The organism is Nocardia sp. NPDC055053 (genome assembly GCF_053608285.1).
The window spans coordinates 47,417-59,344 of record NZ_JBSGVD010000024.1 but is presented as its reverse complement, the minus strand read 5'-3'; the positions used below and the strand labels follow the sequence as shown (position 1 = coordinate 59,344).

Here is an 11,928-nt window from a genome sequence, read left to right as displayed (position 1 = left end):
AGACGAGTTCTCATGCGGCGCGGCGGGGCATGTCCTCCACCCGCACCTGCATGTACAATTGCATGCATGGTTGCCCTGCAGATTCGCGACGTACCGGAGCCGCTCCGTGATCAGCTGGTGGCGCTGGCGCGCCAGCGTGGGCAGTCGCTGCAGGCATTTCTCTTCGACCTGGTCCGCGACGAAGCTCGGCGCCAGGACAATATCGCAGTGCTCAAACAGTTCAGCCCCGCCGCGGTGGACGTCGCGTTCACCGCGCGGGACGTCGTGGTGGCGCTGGATGCCGAACGCGCCGAACGGGATCCGGCGCTGGACGAGTTGGAGATCCGCGAGTGATCGTGGTCGATGCGTCGGCCTTCGTTCACGCTCTGCTGAATCCTGGTCCGCTCGGTGACGCCTGCCGGGCAGCCCTGGAAGCCGATAATCGCTGGATCGCCCCGCAACACTGGACCGTCGAGGTTCTGTCGGTGATCCGCCGCTTCACCCGCGCCGGCACGATCACCCCCGTCCAGGCAGAACGCGCCGTCACGGCCCTCGGCAGCCTGGATCCCGAGGTTCCCGTCACCCGCGTACTCGTCCCCAGGATCTGGGACCTCCGTGACAACCTGACCGCCTACGACGCCGCCTATGTCGCAGCAGCCGAAGCCTACGGTTGCGAACTGCTCACCACGGACGCACGCTCGGCGAACGCGCCAGGAGTCGCCTGCACGGTCCGGATCGTGCAGGCGGGTTCGGCCTGAATGCTGTGACCGGCGTACCGGCATTCTGGCGAATCTCCCATCGCGGCGATACGGCGCGGCCGCTGACCGAATTCAGGATGTCGGGACGACGGTTGGTGTCGTGGAGGTCGACGGTGTCGACGAATTCGGGGTGCGCGGTGTGGACGGCGGTGGGGTGCTCGGGCCGGTGGTGGTGCTCGATGTGGTGGTCGGGAGGGGGCCGACGGTGATCGAGCGGGCGGTGGCCTGCCAGGCTTCGGGGAGGTCGCCCTTGTCCGATTTCTCGATGGTGTAGGTGTCGCCCTTGTTGTTGCGGGCGGCGAAGAGGGTGGCTGTTTTGCCGGTGCGGTTGTAGACCGAGATCGTGGCGACGTCGATGTGCTGGTTGCCCAGGTCGGGGGAGCCGATCTTGAACAGTGACATCTTGCCGGTGCCCTCGCTGCCGGTGAACAGGCAGACATAGGAGCTGGGGCAGCGGTCGTAGCCGGTGCAGCCGCCGGTCTTGTCGCACCAGTCCTGCGTGACGCTGGTGAAGGTGTTGCCGGTGATCTTGGTGGTCTGTGAGCCCTTGCCGTTGTCGAGGGTGACCTCGTGCTCCTCGTCCGGGGCCTGGCCGATGCGGTCGAGCAGATAGGAGCAGGCTTTGCTCAGTACGAGCCCGGTGGCCCCGGCGATCAGTGCTGCCGTCACCGTCACCCCGGCTTTCATTTTCACCAGGACGGCGTCGACGATCGGCACCACCATTTCGCACACGACTTCTTCCACCACTTTGGCCGTGTCTTCGCCGGCGGTGTCGTGCTCGCAGCCGACGACGCCGAATCCGGCAACCAAGGCGAGCACCACCGCGAATACCTTCTGCACGGCGCCAGAATGCGCGCGGATTACCTACCTGCGCAACGATTTTCACATGTACGTCACCCGCGCTCGGGCGTGGTTTCGATTTCTCAGTGCAACGAACGAACCGTCACGCCCGGTGCTCCCGACGAGGCGAACCACGACGCCAGGGCGGCGCCGTCGAGCCAGTGCGGACTGTGTTCGCCGACATCGACGGGACCGTCGATCGCGCCGACCGCGCCCGCCACCTCGCAGCCCGCCAGCCGGGCGCCGCAGAAGCTGGCATTGTCCATCCGCGCTTCGCGCAGGCTCGCACCGCGGAAATCGGTGTCGCCGAACGTCGCTCGCCGCAGATCGGCGCCGGTGAGGTCGGCGCGATGGAAGTCGGAGGTCGTGAAGTCGGCTTTCATCAGCCGCGCGCCGTGCAGCCGGGCTTCGCGCAGCGTGCAGTCGCGCGCTTGGGCCTTGCCGAGATCGGCGCCGGTGAGATCGGCCCCCGACAGATCCGTCGACAACATCCAGGCGCCGTAGAGATCGGTGTCGACCAGCCGGACCCCGCTCAGCCGTGCCTCACCGAGTTCGGCCCCGCCGAGATCGAGCCCGGACAGATCACTGCCGGCGAGGTCGAGTCCCCAACCGTTGAACAACATTTCGGTGGTCCGCGGCACGGCCGGGTCGGTCGGCAGCCGGTCGAGATAGTGCGCCAGCGCCTTCCGGGCATCCGGGTCGGTGGGCCAGCGGGGGACGGTATGCAGCTCGCCTTTCGATCGGCGCCGCCAGAACATCATGAGGCATGTTTACACCCCTCGGTTCGCACCCGAGAACGATCCCGCGACGTTCGCGCTCAGCTGGCCCGGTGAATGGGGTGAACCCGCGACAGCGCCCGCTTCGCCTCGGCGAGCGAGATCATCTGATCCTCGTCGTCGATCTCGGCGACCGCGGCTTCGGCCCACTCCCTGAGCAGGGTCGATACGCCGACGCGCCGTTCGTCGGCGAGGTCCTTCAACCGGGAATGCAGGCCGAGCGGCAGCCGGATGGAGGTGGTCACCATGATGTCCTCGTTGGCGGGCAGGCGAGGCGGAGCTTCGGCGGGCGCATCGGAGAAACTCAGCCGGTCCATGTAGTCGGCGAGTTCCTCTTTGCTCGATGGATAGTCCTGATCGCTCATGACCGGTTCCCACTTTCCCACTGCTCGAATTGCGCCAGTTCCTCGGCGCGCATCGCTCGTGCGCCGATGATCACCCACGTCCAGTCGTCGCGCTGCCGTGTGACCACGATCAACGGGCGTCCGGCCGTGGTGCGCCCCCACACCGTCAGAACGGTCACCTGGCCGTCGAAGGCCGGGCGTGGCCACCGTCGTGACGCTGCGAGGACCTGCCGAACCTCGCTGGGTTCGACGCCGATCAGGTGAGCGATCGCCCAATCAGGCCACTCGAAACCCATACGTCCATAATACGCACGTAGTAAGTGCGTAGGAAAGCGCTGAGTGCCTCTATCCGGCCGTACCCTCGAATGCGCGCGGTCGATTGTCTCCGCGGAGCTGGACGAGGTGCGGAGGAAGGGGAGGGCGCCATGGTGCGCGCCGGCGAGATCGATCGCCCGCTGTCGCCGTCGGAACGCTGGTTCTGGCTGGTCGATCAACTTTCGCCGGCCAACTGCGTGGTCCGGGTACGAGTGCGTGGCCCGATCGGCGCGTATCGCCTGGAGGAGGCCGCGGCCGCCGTCGTCGCCGAATACCCGCTGCTGCGCGCGATCGTCGTCGACGGTCCGCGCTTCGTCCCTTCGCACCACCCGCACCTGCCGGTCCTGCACCGCATCGTCGCCGACCCCGAGGAGTGGCGCACCGTCTTCGACGACCAGCTCACCGCACCGGTCGACCTGTCGACGGCACCGGGTCGTGTCGTCGATCTGGCTTGGCGCCCAGGCACTTCCGACGAAACGCACGACCTGATCCTGGTCTTCTCGCACGTGCTGATCGACGGCCGTTCGATGGCCTCGCTCGCGTCACGCATCCTCGCCGTCGCCTTCGGCGCCCCCGGCCCCGCCGCCTCCCGGCCACCGATCCCGGCCGCCGACGACCTGATCCCACCCGCGCACACCCGTCTGCTCCGGTGCCTGCGCACCAATCTCGCCGGTCAGCTCACCGCGACGGTCCGGCGCCCCGTCGGCCTCCCCGGCGATCTGCCCCCGCTGCCCGTGCGCCGCACCCGCACCGTGCACCGCACCATCGAAGGCGACCAGCTCGCCGACCTCCGCGCCCGCTGCCATCGAGCCGGCGTCACCGTCAATGCCGCGCTCGCCGCCGCCCTCGCCAGGGCACTGGGCGAACTGAACCGCCCTTGCGCATCCGGTGTCGCCGGCATCGGCATCCCGGTCGACCTGCGGTCCCGGCTACAACCACCACCCGCCGATGACGAGCCCGGCATGTTCACCGCCGTACTCCCGACCTTCGTCCCCTTCGGCCCGAACCACTCTCTGTGGGACGCGGCCCGCGCGGCGAAAACCCAGCTGTCCCAACGCCTCACCCACCACGCCGACCTGACCGGCCTGGCGGCGATCCGCTACGGCTGCCCGCGATCCCTCGAAACAGGCAGGCGCGCTGTCGAACTCGTAGACCGCCGCGCCCCCTGGAACGTCACCCTGAGCAACCTCGGCCGCCTCACCCCACCCGAAACCCCCGACCCCCTGTCCATCACAGCCCTCACCGTCGCAGGAACCAACTCCTGCGCCAGCGCCCTCACCGTCGCCGTAGCCACCGTCGACACCACCCTGTCGATCACCTTCTGCTACGTCGACACCATGCTCCCGCGCCCCACCATCGAATCCCTGGCCGACCACACCCTGGCCTCGCTCGCCACGAGCCGAGCCACCACCCACGAATCCCATCGACCACCGCGCTGAACGTTCGCTCTCCGGCGATCGGCGGACATCGGACGCGCACTTCGTAACAGGTCTAGGTGAGTCGTTCGCGCAGCAACTCCCGGAGGGCGGCGCGGTCGGGTTTGTTCGTGCGGCCGCTGACGGGTACCCGGTCGACGATCACGATGTCGTCGGGGACCGCGGTGGTGTCGATGATCTGTGGCAATCGTGTGCGCAGTAGTGCGGCGACGTCGCCCGCGTCCGGGTCGGTGACGACGGCGAGGACGATGCGCTCGTCGCCGATCTCGTCGGGGATACCGATCATGATCGCCTCGCGGACGCCGTCGATCGCGGTGATCACCGGCTCGTAGAGCCCCGGGTAGATGTTGGTCTTCCCGCGGATCATCATGTCCTTCTTGCGTCCGGTGAGCACGAGCTGGTCACCGTCCCAGCGCGCCAGATCGCCGGTGCGGACCTCCGCGAGCGGGTCGGCGCCGAGGTAGCCGCGGCACAGATTCGGTCCGGCCAGTACGAGTTCGCCGTCGTCGGCGATCCGGGCCACCACCCCTGGTACAGGAGCGCCGAGCAGATCGCCCTCGTGCGCCAGCTTGGCGACATCGTTGGTGACGGCGACGGGCAGGATCTCCGTCATCCCGTAGATCGCGAGAAACTCGGTGCTGGGCAACGACTTCCGTGCCCGTCGCAGCAAGGAAGAGGTGACGGGAGCGCCGCCGAGCGCGACCTGGCGCAGGTACGACGGCGGGGACAGTTCGCCGGACTCGAGCGCGTCGAGCGCGACGGCCAGGTCGGCGGGTGTGTAGAACGCGTGGGTGGCGCTGTGCAGAGCCTGGGTGAACCGGACCGGGTCGATGTGGGTGCCGAAGCGCGGATACGGCGGCATCGCCCAGCGCGCGCCCGCCATGAGCGCGGGCAACCCCATCATGAGCTGTTCGGTGTGCAGGAAGGCGCCGGGCGCGAGACTGGTCCGCCCGCTCATCGCGGCCAGCCCAGCGCCGAGCGAAGAACGGGTGTGCACAACGGCTTTCGGCTCGTCGGTAGTGCCCGAGGTGAACACGATCAGCGCCGCCGCCTCGGGATCGGCGGGCACGTCCGCCGTGCCCGCCGCAGCACCGGTGAAGCGGCGCAACGGAATCGAACCGGGCGGCGTCCCCGGCAGCCAGGGACCACTGTGGATGTGCCGCACGTCGAGTGCGCCGAACCGGGGGAGGCTCAGCCCGCGCCGGCGCCCGAAACCGGCAAGGGGCCCGCTCACCGCGTACAGCAGCGATTCGGTGGCCGCCCAGGTGGGTTCGACCAGTTTCACGCGCTGGGCGAACAGTTCGGGCCCGACGCCGGGGTCGACGAAGACGATGGTCCCGCCCGCCGCGATCACCCCGAAGATCAGCGTCACCGAGGACACGCTCGGCCGGATCGAGAACAGCATCCGATCACCGGGCAGGAACCCAGCGGCCCCGAGGTTGTAGGCGACCCTGCCGACGGTGTCGACGAGCTCGCGATAAGTCAGCGCACGTTCGCCGACCGTACCGAGCGCGGACGCGTCGGGAATACGGTCGGCCTGCATGGTGAGGCGTTCGAAAAAGTCCGTCGTCATCGAATATCGACAACTTCGGGCCGGTACCGATGGTCGGCGTACCAGGCCAGCGTCTTGCGGATGCCCCACGCGCGCACCCGCCGGTTGGACCCGTACACCCGGACATCACGGCGCAACCCGTACTCGGTGGTGATCGTGCGCACCGCGTTGACCAGCGCGCGGTCCTCGTGCAGATCCTCGATCGCGGTACGCGGGAATCCGCCTGCGGCAATGTACAACTCGGCGGTGATCGCCATATTGCACCCCGGCGTCATCACATAGGGGCCGAGATATTTCGGATCGCGATTGCCCGAGCGCACCTTCCCGAAGGCCGACGCCACCTCCAGCGCGACCCGGATGATGGTGCGATCACGCCACGAAACCCCCTCGTCCGTCCGGGGAATCAGCTGCCCGCTGACCAGCCGCAGCCCGGAATCGAACCCCGCCTTGATCCGCTGTGTCCAGTCGGGCGCCGGTAGGCAGTCGGCGTCGGTGCGGGCAAGGAAGGTCGCTCCCCGCGCGATCGCGTACCGCATCCCGGTGTCGGCGGCGGCGCCGGTGCCCTTCTGCGGCTCGGTGATCACCTCGATCGCCGGGACCGGATGCGCCGCGGCGAACGTGCGCACGATCTCGACGGTGCCGTCGCTGGAGTTGTTGTCCACCACGACCACGGAGAAGCCGGTATCCCGTTGCGCGGCAATCGCTGTCAAGGTCGCGCCGATTCCGCGCTCCTCGTCGTACGCGGGAATCACCACCCAGAGCGCACCGCTGTTCACAGGTCGGCCACCAGCCGATCGAGACCACCGATCCCGGCGACCCACTCGTGGAAGCGCTCGAGACCGTCGGCGAACGACACCGTCGGCCGGTAGCCGAGTTCCCGTTCGGCGCGCGAGATGTCGTAGGTCGCCGACCGCGTGACGAGCGCGACCGCGTACCGCGACAACGGGGGCGTCCAGCGCTGCGCGACCGCCGGAATCCGCCACACCGTCTCGATCGCCGCCAGCGCGCCACTCAGCACCGGCGGAGGCACGGTGATACCCGGCGCGGCCAACCCGAACCGCCGCGCCACCGCGGCCATCGTCGGCCACACCGATACGGGTTCGGCGTCGGCGACGAAATAGGCTCGCCCACCGACCTTCTCGGCCTCGAGCGCCAGAACCACCGCCTGCACGAGATGGTCGATGTAGCACAGCGACGCCAGCACATCCCGGCCGCCGGACAGGTCGGGCAACCGGCCGGCCCGCAACTTCGCCAGGATCTGCACGATCGGCCCGCGCCGATCACCGGGCCCCCACACCGCGCGCGGCCGCAGCGAGCACGTCGTGAATTCCGGCGTATCGGCCGCCAGCACCAGCTGTTCGGCGACCGCCTTGGTCTCGCAATAGCTGTTCAGGAACCGGGCGGGGTAGGGCACCATCTCGTCGATGCCGAGCTGGTCACCGCCCTCGGGTGCCATCAGCGCACTCGGACTGCCGATGAAGACGAACCGCGTCACGCCCGCCGCCGCGGCCTCCTGCATCAGCCGATCGGTCCCGGCCACATTCACCGCGAAGAACTCCGCCGGCCGCCCGAATTCCCCGAGCAGCGCCGCGGCGTGCACCACGGCCCGCACCCCGGACACGGCACGGGCCAGGGCCGCGGCGTCCGCGAGATCGGCCACCGCCACCTCGGCACCGGCCGGGGCGGACGCGGGATCGCGCACCATCGCCCTGACCGGCACTCCACGCGCCAGCAGGCCGCGCGCGATCGCCCCGCCGACGAAGCCGCTCGCCCCCGTCACCAGCACATTGACTTCCTCCCTGCCCTGGCTGGCCGGGACTCCTACGCGGGGCATGACGCCTCCGTTCGATGGGTTCTTGTTTCAATCCCAACAGCTCCATCAGGCTGGAGTCTCACATCGGGTCCACAAGCGTTTATCGACTCCGCCAGCCCGGCGGCGTCCATGATGTTCACTGCGGCATTGATGTCCCGGTCGTGCACAACGCCGCACGCGCACGTCCATTCCCGCACCTGCAAAGACTTCTTCTCCCCAACCCGCCCGCACGCCGAACACGTTCGGGTGGAAGGGAACCAGCGGTCCACCTTCACCACTTCTCGGCCGTACTGGACAGCCTTCTCCTCGAGGAGTCGTACGAGGGTGGACCAGCCCGCGTCGTGCACGGACTTCGCCAACCGAGTGCGCGTCAAACCCGATACCGCCAAGTCTTCCACGGCGACCGCTTGGTTCTCGCGGATCAGCCGTAGAGCGAGCTTATGGTGGTGGTCGAGGCGTGTTTGGTGCACCTTCCGGTGCAGTGCTGCGACACGGACACGCGCCTTGGCGCGGTTATGTGACCCTTTCTGTTTGCGTGACAACGCTTTCTGGGCGCAGGCGAGCCGTCGCTCGGCAGAGCGGAGGTGGCGCGGGTTGGCGACCTTCTCGACGGTGCCGTCGTTGCGGGCGATCACCGCCAGATCGATCAGACCCAAGTCGACACCCGCGACAGTGATAGCCGGGGGCAGGGGCATCACGTCGCGCTCGACCACGAACGAGGCGTAGTAGCGGCCGTCGGATTCCCGCAAGACGGTGACCGAGGACGGGGCAGAGGGCAGCTCTCGCGACCATTCCAGCGCCACGTCCCCTATCTTCGCCAACCGGACACCACGGGTAGTCACACCGAAACCGTTGCGGGTGAACCGGATCGACTGGCGGCTCTTGCGGGACTTGAATCGCGGTGCGCCGATCTTGCGGCCCTTGCGTTTCCCGATGAGGGAATCGAAGAAGTTCCTGTACGCCTTACGCGCGTCCTGGCATGCCTGCACCAGCACCACCGAGGACACCTCGGCCAGCCATGCCCGTTCCGGGGTGGTTTTCGCGCGGGTGATAACCAGTTTCTGCACGTCGGTGTCGCCGATCGGCACGCCGCGGGCATGGGCGTCGCGGCGGGTTCGCAGGGCATCGTTGTACACGACCCGGGCGCTGCCGAACGACTTCGCCAGCATCCGCTGTTGCTCGCCGGTCGGGTAGGCGCGGTAGCGGCAACGGGTGAGCACACTCACAGCATAACATTGGTCTATGCCTGTAGGAGATGCTATTCGACGTGGCCGTAGCTGCGTTTTCAAGTTGCACGTGCATTTGGTCTTCGTGACGAAGTACCGCCGTCACGTGTTCACCGACGAGCACCTGAAGTTCATGGAGCAGGTGCTCGCGGACGTGTGTTCGGACTTCGGGGCGCACCTGGTCGAGTTCGACGGCGAGGACGACCACGTCCATCTACTCGTCGAGTACCCACCGACAGTGCAGCTGTCCAAGCTGGTGAACTCCCTCAAGGGGGTGACCTCACGCCGACTGCGGCAGGTGTATCGCATGCGGACCCACCAGGATCGCCTGTGGTCTCCGTCGTATTTCGCTGGGTCGTGCGGCGGGGCACCGCTGGAGACCATCCGCCAGTACGTGGAGGAGCAGCGGCGGCCAGATTAGAGCGCCCGCCGCTGCCCCCCGGTGTCACCGCGACGCCTCGCCCAGGGTCTTCCACCAGGTCGCCCCGAACAGCATCGTCATCACGGCGGCCCGCCGGGCGGAGATTCCGCGCTCGGTCGCCACCCGGCGCGCGGCGGGAATCTGGGCCGCGTGCACGCCGACGCTGAGCACCACATCGATCCAGAACGCCGCTTTCAGCAGAGGCGAACGGAACGGCCGGATCACCCCGAGCACAAGGAAAGCCCATCCGAACACCGGGATCGACCGAAGGGCCAACACCGCCCGCGAACTCGGTGTCCCCGACGACGACGCGCGGTGCCGCCCGTGCTGCGGTGTGTTGTCCATCCAGATCCTTCCCTCATCGTCCCCGGTGGGGACAGCGTGTAGGGCCATCACCGCACCCCCGGCCCGCGGTAGGTGACGGCCGCGGCGGTGGGTCCGCCGTCGGCCGCGACGAACAGCAGCGGCCGCTGCGTCAGCCCGGCATCGCGGGCCGCCACATAGGCGGCCGTCAACGCGGACGTGTGCGCGTCACCGGCCAGGTCGTCGGTCACCACGGCGCCGACACCGAGCTCGGCGGCCAGTGCGGCGGCGAAGTCGGGTGTCGGTTTGCCGCATAAGAGCACGACCTCGGCCGCGTCGACATCGTCGGCAGCCAGCGCTTCGCGCGCCGCGACGACCGCGTGCTCGACGAGTTCGGTGGTGCCGGTATCGAGTTCCACCGTCAACGCCGACCGGCCGGTGGAGCCCATCGTCGACAGGTTCACATACCCCTGCGGGTCGGGCAGCGCGTCACCGGCGCTCACATGCACGCCGCCGAAACCGATGGCGGCGGTGGAATTCTCGAGCACCAGTGCCGCGCCCACCGGTTCGAACGGGAAGTCGGCGTCGGCTCGCGTCGACGGGTGCGCGTCGCCGGAGACGATGACCACGTGTCCGGCGGGCAGGTCGGCCAGCAGCGACGCGGCGACACCGACGGCATTGACCACGCCGCATGCCCCGTTCATCAGGTCGAACGACAGACACGGCACGTCACCGGGCCGGTACTCCAGGCCGATGCCCGCTGCCTGCTGGATGAGCGCTGCCACGGCCGGTTCGACGAGGTTCGCGTCGCGGTACACCCCGACATTGATCAACGCGTCGATCTGTTCCGGCGTAGCGCCCGCGCCGGTCAGCGCGGCACGCGCGGCGGCGGCCGCCTGGCCCACCGAACTGACTCCGCCGGTCTGTGTCACGGCCGAAGAAATGATGATTCCCATACTGTCCTATACCCGCAGATCGCCGATTGTCACCGACAGGAACCCGGCGACCACACCGGAGGCGGCGGGCACGAGCAGCACCTTGGACCCCGGCGCGAGCAGACCCTGCCGCAGTGCGTCGTGCAGCACCACGAAATGCGATGTCGACGCGGTGTTTCCGTATCGGTCGAGCACGGCCAGCTTCGGCGGCATCACCGAATCGAACTCGCGCTCGGCGATCTTGTCGATCAATTCCACCGCGGGACCGCTGAATTGGTGATGGATCAGGTAGTCGTAGCCCTCGTCGGCGAAGCTGGACCCACGGGCGGTGAGGAATTCGCGCTGACGCGAGGTCCACAGCAGGTACCGCGACTCGTTGTGCATCGCGCGGTTGTCGGTGTAGAGCGCGACACCGGGACCCTGATCGCTCGGCATGCCGAGGCACAGCTTCGCGAACGCGGCACTGGTATTGAGCTCGACGTAGTCGAGACCGGGTCCGTCGGTGCCGTCGAGGATCACGGCAGCGCCCGCGTCACCGACGGTGAGCGAGGCGAACTGCGGATCGTATTTCTCCGAGATCTCGCGCACCGCGGTGTCGGAGATCGGCGTGATGCACTCGCCGGAGACCACCATGCCCCGCCGGACCGCACCGGATCGAATCATCCTGTCCAGCAGCAGAACTCCGGTCATCATCCCGGCGCACGCGTTGGACACGTCGAAGTGGATGGCCCGCGTCGCACCGAGCGCGTTGCGCAGCAGCAGCGCGAAGGACGGCTCGAAGCAGAAGTTCTCGCCGCGGGTGCGGGTGATCGAGCAGGAGATGATCACGTCCAGCTCGGCGGCGGCGTACCGGGAATTCGCCAGCGCGCTCCGGGCGGCGGCGAGGGCGATGGTGAACGAGTCCTCCGCCGTGCCATCCGGGTCGACGCCGCGGACGCGCCGCGCCACGACCCCGCTGACCTTCTCCAGGTCCAGCGGCGCGTCGACGGCCAATCGGCTCATCAACTCCGCTGTGGTCACCTCGCGGGCCGGCAGATACGCGCCGACGGCTTCGATTGTCGATCTCACCATGTGTTCACTTCCGAATATCGCGCGATGCACAATCCGCCATCAGCGCATCTCGCCGATCCTAGTCACAGACCTTCACTATTCGGTCACGGTCAACTAGATTGTGCCGGGGTGTGGAGTGCTGCCCGACGCCATGAACTCACCCTACTAGCCGCAGGTCAG

The 11,928-nt window shown here is 68.1% G+C and carries 15 protein-coding genes; 4 read left to right on the top strand and 11 right to left on the bottom strand.

Going from position 1 to position 11,928, the window contains the following annotated elements; translation table 11 throughout:
* The first annotated feature begins 66 nt into the window (after positions 1-66).
* Both ACWF82_RS23575 and ACWF82_RS23570 read left to right on the top strand, forming a co-directional pair.
* On the top strand, positions 67-333 hold the full coding sequence (locus ACWF82_RS23575) for a hypothetical protein (RefSeq protein ID WP_452504372.1): 267 nt from the start codon (positions 67-69) through the stop codon (positions 331-333).
* Positions 330-737, top strand: coding sequence for a type II toxin-antitoxin system VapC family toxin (locus ACWF82_RS23570; RefSeq protein WP_452504370.1), 408 nt, complete (start codon positions 330-332; stop codon positions 735-737). Before ACWF82_RS23575 ends, ACWF82_RS23570 begins: the two co-directional genes overlap by 4 nt.
* A 72-nt stretch (positions 738-809) precedes the next feature.
* Here the strand turns inward: ACWF82_RS23570 and ACWF82_RS23565 are convergent, their stop codons facing one another.
* The 4 genes from ACWF82_RS23565 to ACWF82_RS23550 all read right to left on the bottom strand — a co-directional run bounded on the left by ACWF82_RS23565 (position 810) and on the right by ACWF82_RS23550 (position 2,993).
* Complete coding sequence (locus ACWF82_RS23565) at positions 810-1,577, bottom strand: peptidase inhibitor family I36 protein (protein WP_452504368.1); 768 nt, start codon at positions 1,575-1,577, stop codon at positions 810-812.
* 83 nt (positions 1,578-1,660) lie between these two features.
* Entirely contained in the window at positions 1,661-2,338 is a 678-nt protein-coding gene (locus tag ACWF82_RS23560; protein WP_452504366.1) for a pentapeptide repeat-containing protein, read from the bottom strand.
* A gap of 56 nt (positions 2,339-2,394) precedes the next feature.
* A complete protein-coding gene (locus ACWF82_RS23555) occupies positions 2,395-2,718 on the bottom strand; it encodes a hypothetical protein (RefSeq protein WP_379084836.1) in 324 nt (107 codons plus the stop codon).
* Positions 2,715-2,993 carry a hypothetical protein gene (locus tag ACWF82_RS23550; protein WP_189026660.1) on the bottom strand — a complete coding sequence of 93 codons (279 nt, stop codon included), beginning with the start codon at positions 2,991-2,993 and terminating at the stop codon, positions 2,715-2,717. The genes ACWF82_RS23555 and ACWF82_RS23550 overlap by 4 nt, the downstream gene beginning before the upstream one ends.
* Positions 2,994-3,122: 129 nt before the next feature.
* Between ACWF82_RS23550 and ACWF82_RS23545 the strand changes: the two genes are divergently transcribed.
* Positions 3,123-4,451 (top strand): phthiocerol/phthiodiolone dimycocerosyl transferase family protein, encoded by a 1,329-nt coding sequence (locus ACWF82_RS23545; RefSeq protein WP_452504364.1) that lies wholly within the window; start codon positions 3,123-3,125, stop codon positions 4,449-4,451.
* Positions 4,452-4,503: 52 nt separating this feature from the next.
* Here ACWF82_RS23545 and ACWF82_RS23540 read toward each other — a convergent pair whose 3' ends face one another.
* Genes ACWF82_RS23540 through ACWF82_RS23525 form a run of 4 tightly spaced genes read right to left on the bottom strand, consistent with a single transcriptional unit; the run spans position 4,504 to position 9,039 of the window.
* The gene (locus ACWF82_RS23540; protein WP_452504362.1) at positions 4,504-6,021 is read right to left on the bottom strand and encodes a class I adenylate-forming enzyme family protein; all 1,518 of its coding nucleotides are present in this window, start codon (positions 6,019-6,021) and stop codon (positions 4,504-4,506) included.
* Positions 6,018-6,755 carry a glycosyltransferase family 2 protein gene (locus ACWF82_RS23535; RefSeq protein WP_452504360.1) on the bottom strand — a complete coding sequence of 246 codons (738 nt, stop codon included), beginning with the start codon at positions 6,753-6,755 and terminating at the stop codon, positions 6,018-6,020. Before ACWF82_RS23535 ends, ACWF82_RS23540 begins: the two co-directional genes overlap by 4 nt.
* A gap of 17 nt (positions 6,756-6,772) precedes the next feature.
* Positions 6,773-7,834 carry an NAD-dependent epimerase/dehydratase family protein gene (locus ACWF82_RS23530; RefSeq protein ID WP_452504358.1) on the bottom strand — a complete coding sequence of 354 codons (1,062 nt, stop codon included), beginning with the start codon at positions 7,832-7,834 and terminating at the stop codon, positions 6,773-6,775.
* Entirely contained in the window at positions 7,822-9,039 is a 1,218-nt protein-coding gene (locus ACWF82_RS23525) for an RNA-guided endonuclease InsQ/TnpB family protein (RefSeq protein WP_452504356.1), read from the bottom strand. The genes ACWF82_RS23530 and ACWF82_RS23525 overlap by 13 nt, the downstream gene beginning before the upstream one ends.
* 16 nt (positions 9,040-9,055) lie before the next feature.
* On the opposite strand from ACWF82_RS23525, the gene tnpA reads away from it, so the two are divergent.
* Positions 9,056-9,460, top strand: a complete 405-nt coding sequence (tnpA, locus tag ACWF82_RS23520; protein WP_452504354.1) for an IS200/IS605 family transposase — start codon at positions 9,056-9,058, stop codon at positions 9,458-9,460.
* Between the two features lie 24 nt (positions 9,461-9,484).
* Here the strand turns inward: tnpA and ACWF82_RS23515 are convergent, their stop codons facing one another.
* The 3 genes from ACWF82_RS23515 to ACWF82_RS23505 are packed head-to-tail and all read right to left on the bottom strand — an operon-like array spanning position 9,485 to position 11,769.
* Positions 9,485-9,805 carry a hypothetical protein gene (locus ACWF82_RS23515; RefSeq protein ID WP_452504351.1) on the bottom strand — a complete coding sequence of 107 codons (321 nt, stop codon included), beginning with the start codon at positions 9,803-9,805 and terminating at the stop codon, positions 9,485-9,487.
* Between the two features lie 47 nt (positions 9,806-9,852).
* The gene (locus tag ACWF82_RS23510; protein WP_452504349.1) at positions 9,853-10,695 is read right to left on the bottom strand and encodes a hypothetical protein; all 843 of its coding nucleotides are present in this window, start codon (positions 10,693-10,695) and stop codon (positions 9,853-9,855) included.
* Between the two features lie 30 nt (positions 10,696-10,725).
* Positions 10,726-11,769, bottom strand: a complete 1,044-nt coding sequence (locus tag ACWF82_RS23505; protein WP_452504347.1) for a 3-oxoacyl-ACP synthase III family protein — start codon at positions 11,767-11,769, stop codon at positions 10,726-10,728.
* Between the last annotated feature and the right edge of the window lie 159 nt (positions 11,770-11,928).